The 17,843-nt window shown below is 66.7% G+C and carries 24 protein-coding genes; 16 read left to right on the top strand and 8 right to left on the bottom strand.

The window, feature by feature from the left end; translation table 11 throughout:
• Positions 1 to 154: 154 nt before the first annotated feature.
• The 8 genes from ACFOOR_RS06465 (at position 155) to ACFOOR_RS06430 (ending at position 6,518) form a co-directional block, all read left to right on the top strand.
• The gene (locus ACFOOR_RS06465; protein ID WP_380214078.1) at positions 155 to 550 is read left to right on the top strand and encodes a hypothetical protein; all 396 of its coding nucleotides are present in this window, start codon (positions 155 to 157) and stop codon (positions 548 to 550) included.
• Between the two features lie 54 nt (positions 551 to 604).
• Positions 605 to 1,219 carry a thiamine phosphate synthase gene (thiE, locus tag ACFOOR_RS06460; protein ID WP_343165620.1) on the top strand — a complete coding sequence of 205 codons (615 nt, stop codon included), beginning with the start codon at positions 605 to 607 and terminating at the stop codon, positions 1,217 to 1,219.
• Between the two features lies 1 nt (position 1,220).
• Complete coding sequence (locus ACFOOR_RS06455) at positions 1,221 to 2,357, top strand: tetratricopeptide repeat protein (protein ID WP_343165621.1); 1,137 nt, start codon at positions 1,221 to 1,223, stop codon at positions 2,355 to 2,357.
• 359 nt (positions 2,358 to 2,716) lie between these two features.
• Complete coding sequence (gene efp, locus ACFOOR_RS06450; protein ID WP_343165622.1) at positions 2,717 to 3,283, top strand: elongation factor P; 567 nt, start codon at positions 2,717 to 2,719, stop codon at positions 3,281 to 3,283.
• A gap of 30 nt (positions 3,284 to 3,313) precedes the next feature.
• Entirely contained in the window at positions 3,314 to 4,087 is a 774-nt protein-coding gene (locus ACFOOR_RS06445; RefSeq protein ID WP_343165666.1) for an inositol monophosphatase family protein, read from the top strand.
• Between the two features lie 54 nt (positions 4,088 to 4,141).
• Positions 4,142 to 4,423, top strand: coding sequence for a hypothetical protein (locus ACFOOR_RS06440; RefSeq protein WP_343165623.1), 282 nt, complete (start codon positions 4,142 to 4,144; stop codon positions 4,421 to 4,423).
• A gap of 65 nt (positions 4,424 to 4,488) precedes the next feature.
• Positions 4,489 to 5,505 (top strand): hypothetical protein, encoded by a 1,017-nt coding sequence (locus tag ACFOOR_RS06435; RefSeq protein WP_343165624.1) that lies wholly within the window; start codon positions 4,489 to 4,491, stop codon positions 5,503 to 5,505.
• Positions 5,502 to 6,518, top strand: coding sequence for a peptidoglycan -binding protein (locus tag ACFOOR_RS06430; protein ID WP_343165625.1), 1,017 nt, complete (start codon positions 5,502 to 5,504; stop codon positions 6,516 to 6,518). Before ACFOOR_RS06435 ends, ACFOOR_RS06430 begins: the two co-directional genes overlap by 4 nt.
• Positions 6,519 to 6,632: 114 nt before the next feature.
• Here the strand turns inward: ACFOOR_RS06430 and ACFOOR_RS06425 are convergent, their stop codons facing one another.
• Complete coding sequence (locus ACFOOR_RS06425; RefSeq protein ID WP_343165626.1) at positions 6,633 to 6,962, bottom strand: TraR/DksA family transcriptional regulator; 330 nt, start codon at positions 6,960 to 6,962, stop codon at positions 6,633 to 6,635.
• A gap of 42 nt (positions 6,963 to 7,004) precedes the next feature.
• Here ACFOOR_RS06425 and ACFOOR_RS06420 point away from each other — a divergent pair, with 42 nt between their 5' ends.
• The 3 genes from ACFOOR_RS06420 to ACFOOR_RS06410 all read left to right on the top strand — a co-directional run bounded on the left by ACFOOR_RS06420 (position 7,005) and on the right by ACFOOR_RS06410 (position 9,985).
• Positions 7,005 to 7,499 carry a DinB family protein gene (locus tag ACFOOR_RS06420; RefSeq protein WP_343165627.1) on the top strand — a complete coding sequence of 165 codons (495 nt, stop codon included), beginning with the start codon at positions 7,005 to 7,007 and terminating at the stop codon, positions 7,497 to 7,499.
• Between the two features lie 84 nt (positions 7,500 to 7,583).
• The gene (locus ACFOOR_RS06415) at positions 7,584 to 8,519 is read left to right on the top strand and encodes an ABC transporter ATP-binding protein (protein WP_343165628.1); all 936 of its coding nucleotides are present in this window, start codon (positions 7,584 to 7,586) and stop codon (positions 8,517 to 8,519) included.
• Positions 8,519 to 9,985, top strand: coding sequence for an ABC transporter permease (locus tag ACFOOR_RS06410; RefSeq protein WP_343165629.1), 1,467 nt, complete (start codon positions 8,519 to 8,521; stop codon positions 9,983 to 9,985). Before ACFOOR_RS06415 ends, ACFOOR_RS06410 begins: the two co-directional genes overlap by 1 nt.
• A 130-nt stretch (positions 9,986 to 10,115) precedes the next feature.
• On the opposite strand, the gene rpsU is transcribed toward ACFOOR_RS06410, so the two are convergent.
• The gene (rpsU, locus tag ACFOOR_RS06405) at positions 10,116 to 10,379 is read right to left on the bottom strand and encodes a 30S ribosomal protein S21 (protein ID WP_343165667.1); all 264 of its coding nucleotides are present in this window, start codon (positions 10,377 to 10,379) and stop codon (positions 10,116 to 10,118) included.
• A gap of 153 nt (positions 10,380 to 10,532) precedes the next feature.
• On the opposite strand from rpsU, the gene ACFOOR_RS06400 reads away from it, so the two are divergent.
• Complete coding sequence (locus ACFOOR_RS06400; protein ID WP_343165630.1) at positions 10,533 to 11,195, top strand: COQ9 family protein; 663 nt, start codon at positions 10,533 to 10,535, stop codon at positions 11,193 to 11,195.
• Here ACFOOR_RS06400 and ACFOOR_RS06395 read toward each other — a convergent pair.
• Together ACFOOR_RS06395 and purE are read right to left on the bottom strand one after the other, a co-directional pair.
• Entirely contained in the window at positions 11,192 to 12,271 is a 1,080-nt protein-coding gene (locus ACFOOR_RS06395; protein ID WP_343165631.1) for a 5-(carboxyamino)imidazole ribonucleotide synthase, read from the bottom strand. The genes ACFOOR_RS06400 and ACFOOR_RS06395 overlap by 4 nt on opposite strands.
• Positions 12,272 to 12,286: 15 nt before the next feature.
• Positions 12,287 to 12,784: a 5-(carboxyamino)imidazole ribonucleotide mutase gene (gene purE, locus ACFOOR_RS06390; RefSeq protein ID WP_343165632.1), complete on the bottom strand. Its 498-nt coding sequence runs from the start codon at positions 12,782 to 12,784 to the stop codon at positions 12,287 to 12,289.
• Positions 12,785 to 12,938: 154 nt separating this feature from the next.
• On the opposite strand from purE, the gene ACFOOR_RS06385 reads away from it, so the two are divergent.
• Positions 12,939 to 13,676, top strand: a complete 738-nt coding sequence (locus ACFOOR_RS06385) for a GGDEF domain-containing protein (RefSeq protein WP_343165633.1) — start codon at positions 12,939 to 12,941, stop codon at positions 13,674 to 13,676.
• A 2-nt stretch (positions 13,677 to 13,678) separates the two neighbouring features.
• Here ACFOOR_RS06385 and ACFOOR_RS06380 read toward each other — a convergent pair whose 3' ends face one another.
• The 3 genes from ACFOOR_RS06380 to ACFOOR_RS06370 all read right to left on the bottom strand — a co-directional run bounded on the left by ACFOOR_RS06380 (position 13,679) and on the right by ACFOOR_RS06370 (position 15,041).
• Complete coding sequence (locus tag ACFOOR_RS06380) at positions 13,679 to 13,891, bottom strand: YdcH family protein (protein ID WP_343165634.1); 213 nt, start codon at positions 13,889 to 13,891, stop codon at positions 13,679 to 13,681.
• Between the two features lie 77 nt (positions 13,892 to 13,968).
• The gene (locus ACFOOR_RS06375) at positions 13,969 to 14,442 is read right to left on the bottom strand and encodes a TIGR02444 family protein (RefSeq protein ID WP_343165635.1); all 474 of its coding nucleotides are present in this window, start codon (positions 14,440 to 14,442) and stop codon (positions 13,969 to 13,971) included.
• Entirely contained in the window at positions 14,442 to 15,041 is a 600-nt protein-coding gene (locus tag ACFOOR_RS06370; RefSeq protein ID WP_343165636.1) for a UbiX family flavin prenyltransferase, read from the bottom strand. The genes ACFOOR_RS06375 and ACFOOR_RS06370 overlap by 1 nt, the downstream gene beginning before the upstream one ends.
• Positions 15,042 to 15,131: 90 nt before the next feature.
• On the opposite strand from ACFOOR_RS06370, the gene ACFOOR_RS06365 reads away from it, so the two are divergent.
• The 3 genes from ACFOOR_RS06365 to ACFOOR_RS06355 all read left to right on the top strand — a co-directional run bounded on the left by ACFOOR_RS06365 (position 15,132) and on the right by ACFOOR_RS06355 (position 17,100).
• Positions 15,132 to 15,302, top strand: a complete 171-nt coding sequence (locus ACFOOR_RS06365; RefSeq protein ID WP_343165637.1) for a DUF465 domain-containing protein — start codon at positions 15,132 to 15,134, stop codon at positions 15,300 to 15,302.
• Positions 15,303 to 15,389: 87 nt separating this feature from the next.
• Positions 15,390 to 16,262, top strand: coding sequence for a tetratricopeptide repeat protein (locus ACFOOR_RS06360; protein ID WP_343165638.1), 873 nt, complete (start codon positions 15,390 to 15,392; stop codon positions 16,260 to 16,262).
• 31 nt (positions 16,263 to 16,293) lie between these two features.
• Entirely contained in the window at positions 16,294 to 17,100 is an 807-nt protein-coding gene (locus ACFOOR_RS06355) for an SDR family NAD(P)-dependent oxidoreductase (protein WP_343165639.1), read from the top strand.
• 78 nt (positions 17,101 to 17,178) lie between these two features.
• Here ACFOOR_RS06355 and ACFOOR_RS06350 read toward each other — a convergent pair whose 3' ends face one another.
• Positions 17,179 to 17,838 carry a DUF1013 domain-containing protein gene (locus ACFOOR_RS06350; protein ID WP_343165640.1) on the bottom strand — a complete coding sequence of 220 codons (660 nt, stop codon included), beginning with the start codon at positions 17,836 to 17,838 and terminating at the stop codon, positions 17,179 to 17,181.
• Positions 17,839 to 17,843 lie beyond the last annotated feature (5 nt).

Here is a 17,843-nt window from a genome sequence, read left to right as displayed (position 1 = left end):
CCTGGCTCTCCCACGGGCTTGCAAGCCCCAGGGTGGATCGGTCTTCCATCCGCCGCCGCACACGGCATCATGCCACAGGCAGGCAGGACAGAGTTACAAGGGAGAAATTCGCCGGATCTTCCCAAACGACGTCTCGTGCGCTCAAATCCCGGCCATGATCCGGCTCGCGCTCATCCTTGCCCTGATGCTCCCGGCCCCGGCGCTCGCGCAAGTGAAGCCCGGCACGGACGGCCTGCCGCCGATTCAGCAGCCGGGGCCGGACGCCGGCCTTCAGGGCGCGCCGCCGCCGGGCAGTGACGGCGCCTTTCTGATCGCGCCCTATATCGATTTCTCCGAACGCGAGCAGGCGGCGTTTCACGCCCGCGTCGTGCCGATGCTGACCCTCGAACACCCGATGACCAATACCGGCAATGCCGCCTCGCCCTGGTATTGCTTCGCCTTCGCCGACCTGTCGGGCGCGGAACTGGCGCGCCGCCGCATCGCGAATGAGCGCGGCCTCGAAACCCTCGCAGCCCAACTGATGATCGCCGAGGACTGCGCGGCGGGATGATGCCACTGCATCGCCGCTTTCCCGCGCGGCGGTTTTCGGCTTCATTCTTGGCCCATGGCCGAGCTTTACATCCTCACCCCGCCGCGGATCGAACCGGGCTTCGAAACAACGCTGGACGCGGCACTGTCCGCCGGGCCGGTCGGTGCGCTGCAGATCCGGCTGAAGGATCATTCGCGCGAGGACTTGCTGAAACTGGCCCCGCCGCTGATCAAGTGTGCCCACCGCCACGGCGTCGCGGTGATCCTCAATGACGATCCGCAGCTGGCGCTCGATCTCGGCTGTGACGGCGTCCATATCGGCCAGCAGGACGCGCCCTATGCGCTGGCGCGCAAGACGCTGGGTCCGGCGCGGATCATCGGCGTCACCTGTCATGACAGCCGCCATTTGGCGATGGAGGCCGGCGAGAAGGGCGCGGACTACGTCGCCTTCGGCGCCTTCTTCCCGACCACGACCAAGGCGGCGAAGACCGCCGCCGATCCCGAATTGATCGAATGGTGGTCGCAGCTGTTTGAAATCCCGTGCGTCGCCATCGGCGGCATCACGGTGGACAATGCCGCCCCGCTGATCGCGGCGGGCGCAGACTATCTCGCGGTGTCGGGGGGCATCTGGAACCACGAAGCCGGACCGGTGGAAGCGGTCCGCGCCTTTGCCCAGCTTGTGAAAGCCTGACATGACCCCCTATGTGATCGCCGCCCTGCTCGCCGCCGCGCTGGTGCAGGAAACCCCGGACCCCGTCGCCGAACGCCCCGTCCTGCCGCAGGGTTTCGACGTGCTCGATGAGGAGGCGCAGGACGAAGCATTGCGCGCGCTGGAGCAAAGCGCCGACCCCGACGACCCCGCCACGGCGGGCGAGGAGGCGCTGGTCCGCGCGCAATTCGCTTTCGCCACCGGCGACTACCGCACCGCGCTGATCTATTCGGAAACTGCGTCGGCCGCGGGCCTGCCGCGCGGTGCCACGCTCGCCGGTCTCATCCATCTCAACGGGGTGATCGAAGCGGCCGACGACGCGACGGCGGTGCGCTTCTTCCGCCGTGCCTCCGTGCTGGAGGAGCCGGTCGCGACCTATTATCTCGGCGTCATGGCGCGCGAGGGCCGCGGCGGCCTTCAGCCGTCCGAAGCGCCGGGCTTCTTCGCCCGCGCCGCGCGCGAGGGCCACATTCTCGGCATGATCGAATACGCCCGCGTGCTCAAGGCGTCGCCCGTGCCTCAGGACGCCGCGGAGGCGATGGAATGGGCCGAACGCGCCGCCAGCCAGAACCATCCCGAGGCGATGTATGAATTCGCCCGCATGCTCGACGACTGGGAGCGCGGCCCGCAGGATTTTGAGCGCGCCCGCTACTGGTATGGCCGAGCCGCCGGGGCCGGCCACGCTGAAGCCGCGCTGCAGGCGGGACTGATGGCGGCCGAAGGCGTCGGCGGCGAGGAAGACCCGGTCGCGGCGCTGGCGCTAGTGCGCCAGTCGGCCGAGCTGGGCTTTGCTCCGGCGCAGGGCCAGTACGGCCTGATGCTGCACCAGGGCTGGAATGGCGCCGGCCCCGATCCGGAAGCCGCCGCCGGCTGGTTCCGCCAGGGCGCCGAGGGCGGCGACGGCGAGGCGGCCTATCTCTACGCGCTGGCACTCGCGACCGGCGACGGGGTCGAGACCGATCTGCCGGAAGCCTATTACTGGACGCTGCGCGCCCGCCGCCATCTCGACGGCAGCGTCAACGAGGATGTCGACCGCCAGCGCCTCGAAGCCGGGCTGGAAAACGTCCTGCCCGTGGGCCTTCGGAGCGAGATCGAGGCCCGGCTGTCGATCGGGGGGTGACCCCGCCTTTCCCTCCCCTTGATGGGGAGGGACGCGAGCGACGCCCGTTAGGGCGGCGGGAGCGGGGTGGGGCGAGCTTCCTTTTCCCTAGGGTTCCCGCGAAAGCGGGAACCCGAAACCGGGTGCATGCTTCAGGTCCCCATTTCCATGGGGACCCCATGAAACACCCCCACCCCGGTCGACTGGCTGTCGCTCAGCCTCCCGGCCCTCCCCTCAAGGGGGAGGGCAAACAAGGCGAAGCCGAACCCCACCAAAGCACCCCCCGCTTGCCGGTTCGCTTCGCTACTGTTATGCCGCCCGGCGATTTCGGCCCGCATCACCCGGGCCGCTTCTTTCTCAGGTCAGGCGGAACGCGTCCCATGAAGATCAATGGCAATGAATTGAAGCCCGGCATGGCGATCGAGCACCAGGGCACGCTCTGGACGGTCGTGAAGGCCGAGGCGGTGAAGCCGGGCAAGGGCGGCGCCTTCGCCCAGGTCGAGCTGAAGAACCTCCTGGACGGCCGCAAGCTGAACGAACGCTTCCGCTCCGCCGACAAGGTCGAGCGCATCCGCCTGGAACAGAAGGACCACCAATTCCTGTTCGCCGACGGCGAGATGCTGACCTTCATGGACACCGACACCTATGAGCAGATCGCGCTGCAGCGCGACTGGGTCGGCGACGAGCAGGCCGCCTATCTCCAGGACGGCATGATGGTGACGCTTGAATTCCACCAGGACCAGCCGATCGGCATCACCCTGCCGACCCATGTCGAGCTGGAAATCGCCGACACCGAGCCGGTCGTGAAGGGCCAGACGGCGGCAAACTCCTACAAGCCGGCCGTGCTGACCAATGGCGTGCGTACTGCCGTGCCGCCCTTCGTCGGCGTCGGCGAGAAGGTCGTCATCGCCACCGAAGACGGCTCTTACGTCCGCCGCGCGGACTAGGACGGAACATTGGCCAATCTCTCAGCCCTGATGCAGATCATGCAGACCGCGGCCCGCAAGGCGGGCCGCAAGCTGTCGCGTGATTTCGGCGAAGTCGAACACCTCCAGGTCGCGCGCAAGGGCCCGGCGGACTTCGTCTCCGCCGCCGACCGCAAGTCCGAGGAAGTGATTCACGAAATCCTCGCCGAAGGCCGGCCGGGCTATGGCTTCCTGATGGAGGAGCGCGGCGAGGTCGCGGGCACCGACCGGACCCACCGCTGGATCGTCGACCCGCTCGACGGCACGCTGAACTTCCTGCACGGCATGCCTCATTTCGCGATCTCCATCGCGCTTGAGCGCGAAGGCGAGATCGTCGCCGGCCTCGTCTACAATCCGGCCAATGACGAGATGTTCCACGCCGAGAAGGGCCGCGGCGCCTGGGTCAATGACCGCCGCCTGCGGGTCGCGGGCCGGACCGAGCTGCACGAGACGGTGATCGCCACCGGCACGCCCTTCTTCGGCAAGAAGGGCCATGCCCGTTTCCTGAAAGAGCTTCACCAGGTGATGCCGAACGTCGCCGGCGTGCGCCGCTACGGCGCCGCCTCGCTCGACCTCGCCTGGGTTGCGGCCGGGCGTTTCGATGCCTTCTGGGAACGCGATCTGAAGGCCTGGGACATTGCCGCGGGCCTGATCCTCGTGCGCGAGGCGGGCGGCTATATCGGCGAGCTGGACGGCGGCAAGGACGTGCTCAACACGGGCAATATCGTCGCCGGCAACGAAGCCATCCTGACCAAGCTGACCGCAAAGCTTCAGGCGGCGGCCTGACTTCAGGTCGAGCCCCGGTTCAGATCGGGCCGCCAATCTGCTAGACTGCCGTCCATGTTTTCCGATGCCTCACCCGACGTCATCGAATACGTCATCGCGCCCGAGCACCGCGCCGCGGTCCATGACTGCGTGTCCGCCACCGCCGAACGGATTGACGGCTTCGACGCCGAATTCCGCGACGGCGACTGGTATGTCGGTATCCGCGAGGACGAAAACGGTCTGACCGTTGCGCTCATTCCCTACCCGCCGCAAAGCGGCATGCGCGGCGGCGATACGACCTGTGTCTATGACCGCGAGACCGGCGACCGCATTGAGGGGCCGACATTCGGGCGCTAAGCGCCTAAGAATGGCCCGAAAGTCCCGGCACCGATAGCCGCCGGGGCAATGCGGAAGGGAAGAGCATGCCGTCGCGATTTGATGAATTGCCGGAGGACGTTCCGGCATTCCGCTTCACCGGTCCGGCCCAATACCTGGTCTGGATGGCCGTTTTCGTCGGGATCGTCGCGCTGGTCGCGGGGCTTCTTGCGGGGCCGATCGAGACCGCCTTCATGGCCAATGTCTATATCAACGGCCTGATCCTCGCCGTCCTCTTCGCCGGCATCGCCTACACCTTCCTCCAGGCCATCGCCATCGGCCCCGCCGCGCGCTGGCTGCGCCGCTACCAGACCGCCGACCCGCAGGAAAAGCTGCCGACCCCGCCCGCCATGATCGCGCCGATGGCGTCGATGATGAGCGACACCGGCAAGCGCAGCCGCCTGTCGGCCGCCAGCGTGCGCACCGTGCTTGATTCCGTCGGCGCGCGGATGACCGAGGCCGGGGCGCTGACGCGCTATTTCGGCCGTCTCCTGATCTTCCTCGGCCTCCTCGGCACCTTCTGGGGCCTGCTCCTCGTCGTGTCGGACGTGGGCGATGCGGTGCGCGCCGTGACCGCCTCCTCCACCGGGGGCGAGGCCGACGTGATGCGCCTGATGGCGGCGATCGAGGAACCGATCCAGGGCATGGGCACGGCCTTCGCGTCCTCGCTCTTCGGCCTCGCCGGTTCGCTGGTCATCGGCTTCCTCGACCTGCAGGCGAGCCGCGCCCACAACCGCTTCTACAACGAGATCGAGGAATGGCTGTCCTCGATGTCGCGCCTCGCCGCGGCAGGTCCCTCGACCACGGCGGAGGGCGAGGTCTCCCCGGCCTATGTCGGCGCGCTGCTGGAACAGACCGCCGAGACCATGGAGCGCCTCGCGCTCACCATGGAACGCCACACCCGCGACCTCGACGAGGTGATGCGGCGCATGGCGCAGGAAAACGCGGCCGGCCAGCAGGAAGCCGCCCGCGCCCTGCGCGACGAGATCCGCGTCCTCGTGCGCGCCATCGAGGCGCAGGTCCGCATCAATCGCGGCGGCCATGAGCGGGGCGGCGACCTGTGAGTTACGCCCCCCGTCTTTCGCGCTTCGGCGACAGTGGTGATTCCGGCGATTACTGGCCGGGATTCGTCGACGCGCTGGCGACGCTCCTGCTGGTCATCGTCTTCCTGTTGTCGATCTTCCTGGTCGGCCAGTTCGCGCTCGGCCGCGCCCTGACCGGCCGCGACGAACAGCTGGCGCAGCTGAACACCCAGCTCTCGACGCTGACCGATGAACTGAGCCTCGCCCGCGGCGAGAACCAGCGCCTGACCACCGAAATGACGGCGCTGCGCGCCACCCTCTCCGATGTCGAGGCGGAGCGGGACGAATTGTCCGATCAACTCGTCATCGTCCTCGGCCGGCTCGACGACACCCAGGCGACTTTGGTGGAGTCCGAATCCCTCAATGCCGAACAGACCGACCAGCTGACCGCGCTCAACCTGCAGGCTCAGGCGCTGCGCGACCAGATCGCGGAACTCTCCGCCCTGCTCGACGCCGCCGAAGCGCGTGAAGCCGAACTCGACAGTGAAATCATCAATCTCGGCGAGCGCCTCAATGCCGCGCTCGCCAGCCGGGTCGCGGAACTGGCACGCTACCGCTCGGAATTCTTCGGCCGCCTGCGCGAGATTCTCGGCAACCGCACCGGTATTTCCATTGTCGGCGACCGCTTCGTCTTCGAATCCGACGTGATCTTCCCGTCGGGCTCCGCCGCCATCTCCAGCGAGGGCCGCGAAAGCCTCGAGCCGGTGGCGCAGGCGATCATCCAGCTGACGCGGGAAATCCCGGACGACATCGACTGGGTGATCCAGATCGAGGGTCACACCGATCCGCGTCCGATCCGCTCGACCTATCCGTCGAACTGGCATCTCTCCGCCGCGCGGGCGATCTCGGTGATCAATTATTTCGAGGATCTCGGCGTGCCGCCGCAGCGCATGGTGGCCGCCGGCTACGGCCCCTATCAGCCGATCGCGCAGGGCGACACCGAGGACGCCTATGCCCGCAACCGCCGCATCGAGCTGAAGCTGACCAGCCGGTAGGGAAATTGCCCCTCGTCCTGAGGTGCCGCCGACAGGCGGCCTCGAAGGACGAGGGGCAATAGATTATCCTCATGCTGAGGTGGCCGCGCGAGCGGCCCTCGAAGCACGAGGATATCACGCACACCCCGCACACCGCGGCGCGGCGGGATCGGCCTCGAGCCGCGCCGGGGCGATCGCTTCGCCGCACTCGGCGCACCAGCCAAATTCGCCTTCGTCGAGCCGTTTCAGCGCGGCATCGATCCGGCGCACCTCCTTGGTGCGGCGGGCGTCGGCGGCCATCATCATGGCCTGCATCTGCAGCGAATCCTGCCGCGACAGCCGCCCGACGGACTGCTGGTCGAGCTCGACCGGCTTGCGGTCGTCACGGGCTCCCTCGGAGAGCGCGATCAGTTCGGATTTGAGGGCGAGCAGGCGAACACGTACCGTGTCGGTATCAAGGGTCATGCTGCGGGGTGTAGCATGGCTGAGCGCCAAGGGAGAGCAGGAATGCGCGCCCATTTCCAGCGATTTGCAGCCTATAACGCCTGGGCCAATCTCCGGCTTTATGACGCGGCTGCGAAGCTTACGGACGAGGCCTGGCATCGCGACACCGGCGCCTTCTTCACCAGCCTGGCCGGCACGCTCAACCATATCCTCGTCGCCGACCGGATCTGGATGCGCCGCCTGACCGGCGAGGGCGAGACGCACACGGCGCTGACCGACATGCCGTTCCCGGCCCTGGCGGATCTCCGGCCAGTGCGCGAAGCCATGGATGCACGCATCATCGCCTTCGTGGATACGCTGGACGACACGGCCTTCGGCGACGACGTCCACTATTCCAACACGCGCGGCGAGCCGCACCACCTGCAGCGCGGCCTGATCCTGGCGCATCTGTTCAACCACCAGACCCACCATCGGGGACAGGCGCACCACATCCTGTCGCAGCTGGACCAGGACCCGCCGCCGCTCGACCTGCTCTACTTCGCGCTGCCGGCCGCCTGAGAGCGGGATTCCCCGTTGCAGCGTACCGCTGGCCAGTCCCGGCGGCGCACTCTAGCTTCGCCCGCGAAATGAGGGACTGTATTCATGGCTGAAACCATTCTCGCGCTGGAAGGCGCGACCAAGCGCTTTGGCGGCGTACCCGCCGTGCGCGCGATGGATCTGACCGTTGAGCGCGGCACGATCACCGGCTTCCTGGGACCCAATGGTGCGGGCAAGACCACCTCGCTGCGCATGTCGCTGGGGATCATTCTTCCCGATGAGGGCCGTGCCCGCCTGTTCGGCAAGGCGCCGAACGCGCGTACGCTCGACCGGGTCGGTTTCCTCCCCGAGGAGCGCGGCATCTACAAGAAGATGGTGGCCGAGGACGCCGTCACCTTCTTTGGACGTCTGAAGGGCATGCCCGCCGGCAAGGCGCGTCAACGCGCCGGCGAGATGCTGGAGCGCGTCGGCCTCGGCGATGCCCGCAAGAAGAAGATCAAGGAAATGTCGAAGGGGATGGCGCAGAAGGTCCAGATCGCGGCCGCCCTGGTCCACGATCCCGAATTCATCATCCTCGACGAGCCCTTTTCCGGCCTCGACCCGGTGAACCAGAAAGTGCTGGAAAGCATGATCCGCGCCGAGAACCAGGCGGGCAAGACGATCCTGTTTTCCACCCATGTCATGGAACACGCCGAACGCCTGTGCGACCGCATCGTGCTGATCGCCAAGGGACGCAAGGTGTTCGACGGCACGGTCAACGAGGCGCTCGGCACCGTGCCGCGCCGCGTGCTGATCGAGACCGGCGAGGGTCCCGACGCCGCGCCGGTGCTCGCCGCCCACGGTGCCGTCACCGATGACGGCATGACGGGTGAGGGCACGCACCGCTACACGCTCGACCTCGCGCCGGGCAGCGACGCTCAGGATGCCCTCAAGGCCCTCGTTGATGCCGGCGTGCGCCTCGCGCGTTTCGAACCGGTTCGCGCCCATCTGCACGAGGCCTTCGTCCACCTTGTCGAATCTGCGGAACGGGAGCCGGCCTGATGCGCGCCATCTATCTCATCGCCCGCCGGGAGTATCTCTCCTATGTCGCGACCTGGGGCTTCTGGCTGTCCCTCCTGTCCGTGCCGCTCTTCATGCTCGTCGGCGGCGGCCTGCCGGCCCTGATCGAGGGGTCCCAGCCCACCCGTCACTATGTGATGGTCGACGAGACTGGCGCGGGCTATGGCGACGCCCTGCGCGCCGCCTTCGCCGACGCCGGCAAGAGCGAAGCGCTTTCGGCGCTGCGCGCGGCCGCCGAACCGCTCGGGCGGGAAGACCGCCTGCCGGCCGCGGAAGCGGCACTGAACGCCGAGCCGGGCCTGGAGGGCCTGCCCGAAGCGGTCGAGGCGCTCGGCCTGCCGGCCTCCTCCGTCTCGATCGACGGGACCAGCCGTTTCATCGAGGTCGATCCGCCCGCCCGTGACGCCGAATCCCTGCGCCCCTACCTCCTGGGCGAACAGACGATTGCCACCGAGGAGGGCGATCAACCCCTCTTCGCGGCGATCATCATCCGCAACGATTCGGCCAGCCCGGTCGGGATCAGCATCGACTACTGGAGCGCTTCGCTCACCGACACCGCGCTCAGGAACCGCGTCCAGGACCGGCTCTCGGATATTCTTCGCGAGCGGCGCCTGGCCGAGGCCGGCGTCCCGCGCGACCTCCTGAACGAGATCAACGCAATCGGTATCAACGCCCGCGAGCTGAACCCGGAACGCACCGGCGAGGCGGCCGAAGTGTCCGCCGCCGAACGGATTCCGTTCGGGGTCGGCATCGCCATGGCCTTCATCCTGTGGACGGTGATCTTCTCGGTCGTGAACATGCTCCTGACCGCGATGATCGAGGAACGCGGCAACAAGGTGCTCGAGGTTCTCCTCGCCTCGGCCCGTTTCCACGAAATCCTGATCGGCAAGCTGATGGGCGTGGCGGCGGTTTCAGCCACCCTGCTCGTCTTCTGGGGCGGTCTGGGCATGCTCGGCCTTGTCGGCATCCAGACCCTGCTCGGCGCGGCGGACCTGCCGGTGGCCGACATCGTGGACGCCGTGCTCGATCCGGGCATCCTGCTTCCGGCCTTCGGCTATTTCATCATCGGCTATCTGATGTACGGCGCGGTCTTCCTCGCCATCGGTTCGCTGTGCGACACGCTGCAGGAAGCCCAGACGCTGATGAGCCCGATCATGCTGGTCATGTTCATCCCCCTCTTCGTGGTGATGGCGGCTCTGCAATCCCCGGATTCGACCGTGGTGCAGATCGTCTCCTGGATCCCGATCTGGACCCCCTTCGTGATGATCGCGCGCATCCCGTCCGATCCCCCGATGTGGGAGCTTCTGGCCACCACCGGCCTGATGGTCGGCTTCGCCATCGTGGTGATCGCGCTGGCCGGCGTCGTCTTCCGCCAGGGCGCGCTCGGCCGGGCCAATGCCGACTCGGTCCGCAAGCTGCTGAAGCTGGGCAAGAAGAAGCCGGCGTAGCGGATTTCCGCCTCGCCCCGGCAGGCGGGGGGAGAAACGCTCACCAGATGTGCACTCGGCCCAAAAGAAAAACCCCGCACCGTGAGGTGCGGGGTTTTCCGTGAAATCTCTAATCCGTCAGCGGACTGGACTAGCGGCGTGCGGTACCCGCCTTGCGCGGCACAAGGCCTTCACGCTGGGCGCGCTTGCGGGCGAGCTTCCGGGCCCGGCGAATCGCCTCGGCCTTCTGGCGCGCGCGCTTCTCCGAGGGCTTCTCGTAGTGCGTGCGGCGCTTCATCTCGCGGAAAGTGCCTTCCCGCTGCATCTTCTTTTTCAGCGCGCGGAGCGCTTGCTCCACGTTGTTATCGCGTACGACGATCTCGACTATGGTCCGCTCTCCCGAGTTCTGCTTCAGGCGTGCGGAACTGTTCCATCACGCCGCGTCTTCCAAAGTCCGCTTGGAGGCGGGGGCTTTACCAGAGCACAAACCCCGTGTCCACACCTGCTGCGCGGCGATTCAGCACGCCCTACATGACGTGGCGATCATACCACGCTAAATCCCCTCCTCATGACGACGAACCGCACCCGCGCCGACACCGCCCGCCTCGCCCTGCTGGAGGCGATTCTACCCCATGCCGCCTTCGATGGCTGGAACGAGGCGAGCCTTGCCGCTGCGGCGAAGGATGCGGGGATGAGCACGGGTGAGGTGCAGCTCTATCTGACCGGCGGCGTGCTCGACCTGATCGGCTTCTGGTCGCTCGAACTCGACCGCCAGGCGCGCGATTCCATCGAGGAGGTCGATCTCGCCGCGATGAAGGTCCGCGAGCGCGTGACCTTCGCCGTGCGCCAGCGCCTCGAGGCGATCGGACCCGACGAGGAAGTCGCGCGCAAGGCCCGCGCCCGCCTGCTCCTGCCCGATGCGGCGGGGCTGGGCGCGAAACTGGTCTGGAACACGAGCGACATGATCTGGCGCGCCCTGGGCGATCCCTCGACCGATTTCAACTTCTACACCAAGCGGATGACGCTCTCGGCGGTCTACACGTCGAGCCTGTCCGCCTGGCTCGCCGACATGAGCGGGGACAAGGCCGAGGCCGCCGCCTTCCTCGACCGCCGGATCGGGAATGTCATGCAGTTCGAGAAGGTGAAGGCGCAGGTCCGCAAGGCTGCGTCCGGCCTGCCCGACCCGGCGGGATTGCTGGCCAAGCTGCGTTACGGGCTGGGGCGGAGTTAGAGTTTCCTCAGCCGGTTCACATGCCCCATCTTGCGGCCGTCGCGGACCTCGCGCTTGCCGTAGAGATGCAGGCGGACGTCCGGGTCGGCGATCAGGTCAGTCCACGCATCGACATCGTGGCCGATGAGATTGCTCATCGTGCAGCGCGAGTGCGGTTCGGGGTCGCCGAGCGGCCAGCCCGCCACGGCGCGCATATGCTGTTCGAACTGGCCCGCCGGACAGGCATCCATCGTCCAGTGCCCGGAATTGTGTACCCGCGGGGCGATCTCGTTCACCCACAGGCCTTGCTCGCCCATATCGAACAGCTCGACCGCGAACACGCCGATATGCTCAAGCCCCGCGCCGATCCTTTCCGCGATGGCGATGGCCTGATCGCGGATCGCCTCGCTGGCCTCGGCGGGTCCGGTGGATTCGCGCAGGATTCCGCCCCGGTGGACATTCTCGGCCAGCGGGAAGGGCAGGACGGTGCCGTCGAGTGCCCGCGCGGCGACGACGGACAATTCGCGGCGGAAGGACGCAAAGCCCTCCAGGATGGCCGGCTGACGGCCGATTTCGTCCCAAGCGGCCTCGGCGTCGGCCTGTGACTTCAACCGCGCCTGGCCCTTGCCGTCATAGCCGAAGCGGCGGGTTTTCAGGATGGACGGCGTGCCGACGCGTTCGAGCGCGGCCTTGAGGGTGTCGAGGCTGCCAGCCACCGCCCAGGGCGCCGTCGCAATGCCGAGACCGTTGATGAAGTCTTTCTCCGTCACCCGGTCCTGCGTCAGTTCGAGCGATCTGGCTCCGGGTCGGACCGGCGCGGCCGAAGCGGCGGCATTCAGCGCCTCGAGCGGCACATTCTCGAATTCGAAGGTGACGGCGGCGCAGCGCGCGGCAAAGGCCTGAACGGCCCCGAGATCGTCCCACGGCGCGGCCCAGGCCCGGTCGCACACCCGCGCGGCGGGGCAGTTGGGTTCCGGGTCGAACACGTGGATATCGAAACCCAGCTGCGCCCCGGCCATGGCGAGCATCCGGCCCAGCTGTCCGCCACCGAGAATGCCGATCGCGGCACCGGGGGAAAGCGGCGTGACGTGGCTCATGGGCGGGATCCGGACCTAGTCTTCGACGCTGTGCGGAACACTGTCGGTCTGTGCCTGGCGCCAGTCGGCAAGCCGCTGCGCCAACCCGGCATCGCCAAGCGCGATGATCGAGGCGGCGAGCAGGCCCGCATTCTTGGCCCCGGCCTTGCCGATCGCCAGCGTACCCACAGGCACGCCGCCCGGCATCTGCACAATGGACAGCAGGCTGTCCTGGCCGTTCAGCGCCGCCGATTCCACCGGCACGCCGAGCACGGGCAGGGCGGTCATCGACGCGATCATGCCGGGCAGGTGCGCGGCCCCGCCGGCCCCGGCGATGATCACTTTCAGACCGGCATCCTTCGCACCCTTGGCAAAGTCCGTCATGCGGTCCGGCGTGCGGTGAGCGGAGACGACCCGGCAGTCATGCACGACGCCCAGCTCCGACAATATGTCGGCGGCGTGCTTCATCGTTGGCCAGTCCGAGCGCGATCCCATGACGATCGCGACGACCGGTGTGTCGTGGCCTGCGGGCATTTCAGCCTCCCGGCGAAAGGAAGCGCGGGACCATAGTCACGGGCGCGCCGCCGTCAAGCAGGCTTGGGGTTTCACGCTTAACCTTGACCCTTTCTTAACCGCGTCCCGCGAGCATGACCGGGAATGGACCCCGCATTTCCGGGAAGGACAGGTCATGCGCATCGGACGGCTCGATCAATCCGGCAGTACCCGCGCCGCGGGCGAAACCAAGCGGACTTCGTCCTCCTCGTCCTCGACGGCGGCGGGGACAGCCGCTGCGCCGCGCGATGCCGCCTCGATCATGGGCGTGCCGGAACCCGAGTTGACGCCGAACGTCCAGCGCGCCCTGCTCACCCTGATGGGCGAGGTCGACCAGCTGCGTCAGGAAACCGAAAAGCTGCGCACCCGCGTGCGCGAACTGGAATCGCTCGCCGATCACGATGCCATGCTGCCGGTACTGAACCGGCGCGCCTTCGTGCGCGAGGTGTCGAAGGCGCTGGCATTGGCCGAGCGGCACAATGCGCCCTCCGCGCTGGTCTTCTTCGATCTCAACGGATTCAAGGCAATCAATGACACGCACGGCCATGCTGCCGGGGACGTGGCGCTGCACCATGTCGTCAGCCTGATCGCCTCGCACCTGCGCGAGACCGATGCGATCGGCCGGCTCGGCGGCGACGAATTCGGCGTGGTCCTGACCCTGTCGACCCAGTCCGCGGCCGAAACCAAGGCGCAGCAACTCGCCGCCCTGATCGCCGACACGCCGTTCGAACACGAAGGCAAGGCATTGCAGGTCGGGGCGGCCTGGGGTGTCTGGCCGCTGGAAGCGGGCATGACGACCGACGTGGCGCTGGCCGAGGCCGATGCGGCGATGTACGCCAACAAGGCCGCAATCAAGGAACGCGCCGCGTCCTGACGTCAGGCGATGATGTCGGGGGTCAGCTGATCCTCGAGCGCCGAAATCCGGTCCTTGAGGAACAGTTTTTCCTTTTTCAGCCGAGCAATCTTCAACTGATCGATCACGCCGGTCTCGATCAGGGCCGTGATCTGTCCGTCGAGCGCCCGGTGTTCGCCCCGCAATTGCATGATGCGGGCCCTCAGCGCGTCCTGATCGAAAAAGTCTTCGCCCATGTGCGACGTGTCACATCCGGAATGTGGAAATGGAAACCGCGTCCGGCACAAGGGGCCAGCCGACGGCGCGGACACTACTACTTTTCCACCGCCGGTAAAATGCGGGAAATGACCGTTTCGAATGAGGCATTTAGCCCCGCAGCAGCGGCATAGGCTGTGAGATTGGCAGCCGCCAGGGATCTGAAATCGCCCGCCATGGCCGTGCCCTGCGCGCAGATGTTCAGCCGCTCCAGCGTGATGATCTCACTCTCCAGCTCCAGCGTCTTCACCCGCTGGCGCAAAACGGCAACGCCCTCGTCGGTCTCGGCATGCGGCTTGATCGCTTGCCGCGCCGCGCGCAGCGGCCGCGTGACCGCATCCCCCCAGTCGCGGCTCCAGTCGAGCGCCCTGTGCAAACCGTCTCCCGCAGCCCGGCCCGTCGCCGCCAGCCAGCAGCACCACAGGACCAGCGTCACATCACAGCCGGCCGTGTCCTGCAGGTCGAGCAACGCCTCGCGCACACCTTCGGCGTCGTAAACGCGCAGGGAAAAGGCTTTCAGGCTCTCGCTCATCACCGGGAAGAAGGTCTCTTGCCGCCATCGAGTTCCTCGCCCCACCGCAGGACCGGGTCCCAGTCGAGGCCGAACAGGTCGAGCGCACGGCCGACCGACTGGTCGACCATGTCCTCGAGCGATTTCGGCCGGGCATAGAAGGCGGGCAGGGGCGGCATGATGATCGCCCCCATCTCGGTCAGTTGCGCCATCGTGCGGATATGCCCGAGATGAAACGGCGTCTCGCGCACCATCAGGACCAGCTTGCGCCGCTCCTTCAGCACCACATCCGCGGCCCGCGTCATCAGGCTGGAGGTCACCCCGGTCGCGATCTCCGACATGGTGCGCACCGAGCACGGCGCAATCAGCATCCCCAGAGTTCGGAAGGAGCCCGAAGCGATGGATGCGCCGATATCGGCCGGCTTGTAGGCCATGTCGGCCATGGCCTTGAGTTCGCGCGGTTCCAGCGACGTCTCGTAGCCGAGCGTCATCTCCGCCGCCTTCGACGCCACGAGATGGGATTCGATTTCGAGTTCCCTGAGCGCGGCCAGCGCCCGAACCCCGTAGATGACGCCCGATGCGCCACTGATGCCGACTATGAGGCGCGATCGTTCACGCATTTTCAGCCTCGTCCTTAAACGTGATGTGACAGATAGCGCACAGACGTGTTTCAATCACCCCGTCGTTAGCTTCATCAAGGAGTTGCTCACATGGCCATCGAAGCCCGTATCCGTGAACTCGACGCCCGTCATCACCGTCTGGACGACATGATCGACGAGGAGGTCAAGCACCCGAGTTCGGATTCGCTTCGACTTAGCAGCCTCAAGAAGGAGAAGCTGAAGCTCAAGGACGAGATCCAGGCGCTCAAACGAAAGCACTGACGCATTTTTGATCCTGTGAATCTCGCGGGGCGGCCCTATATAGGGTCCGCCCCGTTTGCCATTATGGACTGACCGGAGTTGGTATTGATGATTCGCGTATCCGTTCTCATTGCCGCGCTGACGCTGTGCGCTCCCGCCTGTGCCGAAAGGGAGACCGATGCCGCTGCGATCGAGGACCCGTGCGCCGCAGGCGAAGCCGCGCTGCGCGCCGACGACACCGACTCCGCCATTACCTCGTTCGAATCCTGTCTGGAGAGCCGCACGCTCGATCCCGAACAGGAAGCCATCGTGCATTCCCAACTCGGCGGAGCCTATCTCTACGCCGAACGCTGGGAAGAGGCATTGCGCGAATTCGACCTCGCCTACGCCATCGCCGAGACCCAGGGCACGACGCTGAACAGCCCCTATGTGCGCCGCAATCGTGGCCTGGCCCGTCTGCGCCTCGGGCGCCTGGAAGGGGCTCTGAGCGATTTGCGGGCGGCCCATGCCGAATTGCCCGACGACATGCTTGCCGCGCTCTTCCTCGGCGACGCCTATATGGAACTCGATCGCCCGGCCGAGGCCGTGGCGGCCTTCGACACGGTCACCCGCCTCGAACCGGCCTGGCCGTCGGGCTGGATCAGCCGCTCGGCGGCCTTCCTCGAACTCGGCATGAATGACCGCGCCGTGGCCGATGCCCGGCGCGCCGTCGAGGCGGCGCCGGAAAGCGGTTTCACGCTCAATGCCCTGTGCTGGGCGCTGGTCGAGAATGGTCAGCCCGAAACCGCTCTCCCGACCTGCCGCCAGGCGGTCGAGGCCGAGCCGGAGAGCGGCGCCATCGTTCACTCGCTTGCCAGCGCGCTGGAGGATTCCGGCCAGGTCGAGGAAGCCCTGCCCCTGTTCGCCCGGGCGTATGAGCTGACACCCGACAGCGACGAAATCCGCGAAGACTACGAACGCACCCACGCGGCCAATCCGTAACCGGACAGGCTCGCGCGGAAGGGAGGCGAATTTGCCCGCACAGGATCGTGTTGCCATCGTCACCGGGGCCGCCAACGGCATCGGCAAAGCCTGCGCACGCCGGTTGGCAGAGGACGGCTTCCGCGTCGTCGTTGCCGACATCGAGGACACGGCCGGCAAGTCGCTGGCCGAGGAACTCGGCGCGGCAAAGGACCGGGCGCTTTACGTCGATTGCGACGTCTCTGACCGCCTGTCGGTCAACAATCTGCTGGCCGAGACGCGGTCCGCCTTCGGCCGGCTCGACGTGCTCGTCAACAATGCCGGCATCATTGCCAAGGGCAATATTCTCTCCCTGTCCGATGACGACTTCGACAAGGTGATGAGCGTCAATCTGCGCGGCAGCTTCATGGTCGCCCGGGCGGCCGCCCGTCAGATGGTCGAACAGATCGAGGAGGACAGCGAGCGTCCCGACGATGTGCGCCGCCGCTACGCCATCGTGAACATGTCCTCGATCAACGCCGTCGTCGCGATCGCCGACCAGCTGGCCTATTGCGCCACCAAGGGCGCGATCAACCAGATGACCAAGGCGATGGCGCTGGCCCTCGCCCCCCATGGCATCCGCGTCAATGCCGTCGGTCCCGGCAGCGTCAACACTGACGTTCTGAAAGCCGTGCTCGATGACCGCTCGGCGATGGAGCGTGTGCTGTCGCGGACGCCGATCCGCCGCGTCGCCGATCCCGACGAGATCGCATCCGTCGTCGCCTTCCTCGCCTCGAGTGATTCCAGCTACATCACCGGCGAATGCATCTATGCCGATGGCGGCCGTCTGGCGCTCAACTACACGGTCGATGCGGAGTGATCATATCTCACTGAATTGAGCGGCACTTCCGGGTGTAATCTCCCTCATCCTGAGGGGCTCGTAATCACAACAGGACCGCTAGTCCTTCTTGGTCTCGCCAAACAGGGTTTCGAGCGTGATTTCCGAGCCGGCTTCCTTTTCTTCGGCCTGCGGCTCGAAGGCGGGAGCGAGCGTGTCGTCTTCCGGTCCGCGTTCCTTTTCCATCTTGGCGCGGCGCGAGGAGGATTTGCGGACCTGCTCGTCGAGGTCCACCTGGCTGCACAGGCCAAGAGAAACCGGGTCGGTCGGCTTGATATTGGCGGAATTCCAGTGCGTGCGTTCCCGCACCGACTCGATGGTCGACTTCGTGGTGCCGATCAGCTTGGAAATCTGGCCGTCAGTCAGTTCCGGGTGATTGCGGACCAGCCAGGCGATGGCATCCGGGCGCGACTGACGGCGCGACAGCGGCGTGTAGCGCGGCCCGCGCTTCTTGTTCGGCTGGTGCAGGTCGGCGTATTTCGGCGAAACCGCCTTCATGCGGTATTTCGCGTCATTCTCCGCCTTCTGGATCTCTTCGCGGGTCAGCTGGCCGGTGGAAACCGGGTCCGCGCCGCGTACGCCGGCGGCGACATCGCCATCGGCAATGCCCTTCACTTCCAGCGGGTGAAGGCCGCAGAATTCGGCGATCTGCTCGAAGCTCAGCGACGTGTTGTCGACGAGCCAGACGGCGGTCGCCTTCGGCATCAGGATTTCGGTCATCGTGT

The sequence above is a fragment of the Hyphobacterium vulgare genome (genome assembly GCF_042643335.1).
GTDB lineage: Bacteria > Pseudomonadota > Alphaproteobacteria > Caulobacterales > Maricaulaceae > Hyphobacterium > Hyphobacterium vulgare.
Note: the sequence above shows the minus strand (reverse complement) of the source record. Positions and strands in the feature narration are given on the sequence as shown.

Excerpts from the sequence above, each read along its gene's own strand:
- ACFOOR_RS06465 (WP_380214078.1), top strand. The coding sequence starts at position 155 with ATGATCCGGCTCGCGCTCATCCTTGCCCTGATGCTCCCGGCCCCGGCG.
- thiE (WP_343165620.1), top strand. The coding sequence starts at position 605 with ATGGCCGAGCTTTACATCCTCACCCCGCCGCGGATCGAACCGGGCTTC.
- ACFOOR_RS06455 (WP_343165621.1), top strand. The coding sequence starts at position 1,221 with ATGACCCCCTATGTGATCGCCGCCCTGCTCGCCGCCGCGCTGGTGCAG.
- efp (WP_343165622.1), top strand. The coding sequence starts at position 2,717 with ATGAAGATCAATGGCAATGAATTGAAGCCCGGCATGGCGATCGAGCAC.
- ACFOOR_RS06445 (WP_343165666.1), top strand. The coding sequence starts at position 3,314 with ATGCAGATCATGCAGACCGCGGCCCGCAAGGCGGGCCGCAAGCTGTCG.
- ACFOOR_RS06440 (WP_343165623.1), top strand. The coding sequence starts at position 4,142 with ATGTTTTCCGATGCCTCACCCGACGTCATCGAATACGTCATCGCGCCC.
- ACFOOR_RS06435 (WP_343165624.1), top strand. The coding sequence starts at position 4,489 with ATGCCGTCGCGATTTGATGAATTGCCGGAGGACGTTCCGGCATTCCGC.
- ACFOOR_RS06425 (WP_343165626.1), bottom strand. The coding sequence starts at position 6,962 with ATGACCCTTGATACCGACACGGTACGTGTTCGCCTGCTCGCCCTCAAA.
- ACFOOR_RS06420 (WP_343165627.1), top strand. The coding sequence starts at position 7,005 with ATGCGCGCCCATTTCCAGCGATTTGCAGCCTATAACGCCTGGGCCAAT.
- ACFOOR_RS06415 (WP_343165628.1), top strand. The coding sequence starts at position 7,584 with ATGGCTGAAACCATTCTCGCGCTGGAAGGCGCGACCAAGCGCTTTGGC.
- ACFOOR_RS06410 (WP_343165629.1), top strand. The coding sequence starts at position 8,519 with ATGCGCGCCATCTATCTCATCGCCCGCCGGGAGTATCTCTCCTATGTC.
- ACFOOR_RS06400 (WP_343165630.1), top strand. The coding sequence starts at position 10,533 with ATGACGACGAACCGCACCCGCGCCGACACCGCCCGCCTCGCCCTGCTG.
- ACFOOR_RS06395 (WP_343165631.1), bottom strand. The coding sequence starts at position 12,271 with ATGAGCCACGTCACGCCGCTTTCCCCCGGTGCCGCGATCGGCATTCTC.
- purE (WP_343165632.1), bottom strand. The coding sequence starts at position 12,784 with ATGCCCGCAGGCCACGACACACCGGTCGTCGCGATCGTCATGGGATCG.
- ACFOOR_RS06385 (WP_343165633.1), top strand. The coding sequence starts at position 12,939 with ATGCGCATCGGACGGCTCGATCAATCCGGCAGTACCCGCGCCGCGGGC.
- ACFOOR_RS06380 (WP_343165634.1), bottom strand. The coding sequence starts at position 13,891 with ATGGGCGAAGACTTTTTCGATCAGGACGCGCTGAGGGCCCGCATCATG.
- ACFOOR_RS06375 (WP_343165635.1), bottom strand. The coding sequence starts at position 14,442 with ATGAGCGAGAGCCTGAAAGCCTTTTCCCTGCGCGTTTACGACGCCGAA.
- ACFOOR_RS06370 (WP_343165636.1), bottom strand. The coding sequence starts at position 15,041 with ATGCGTGAACGATCGCGCCTCATAGTCGGCATCAGTGGCGCATCGGGC.
- ACFOOR_RS06365 (WP_343165637.1), top strand. The coding sequence starts at position 15,132 with ATGGCCATCGAAGCCCGTATCCGTGAACTCGACGCCCGTCATCACCGT.
- ACFOOR_RS06360 (WP_343165638.1), top strand. The coding sequence starts at position 15,390 with ATGATTCGCGTATCCGTTCTCATTGCCGCGCTGACGCTGTGCGCTCCC.
- ACFOOR_RS06350 (WP_343165640.1), bottom strand. The coding sequence starts at position 17,838 with ATGACCGAAATCCTGATGCCGAAGGCGACCGCCGTCTGGCTCGTCGAC.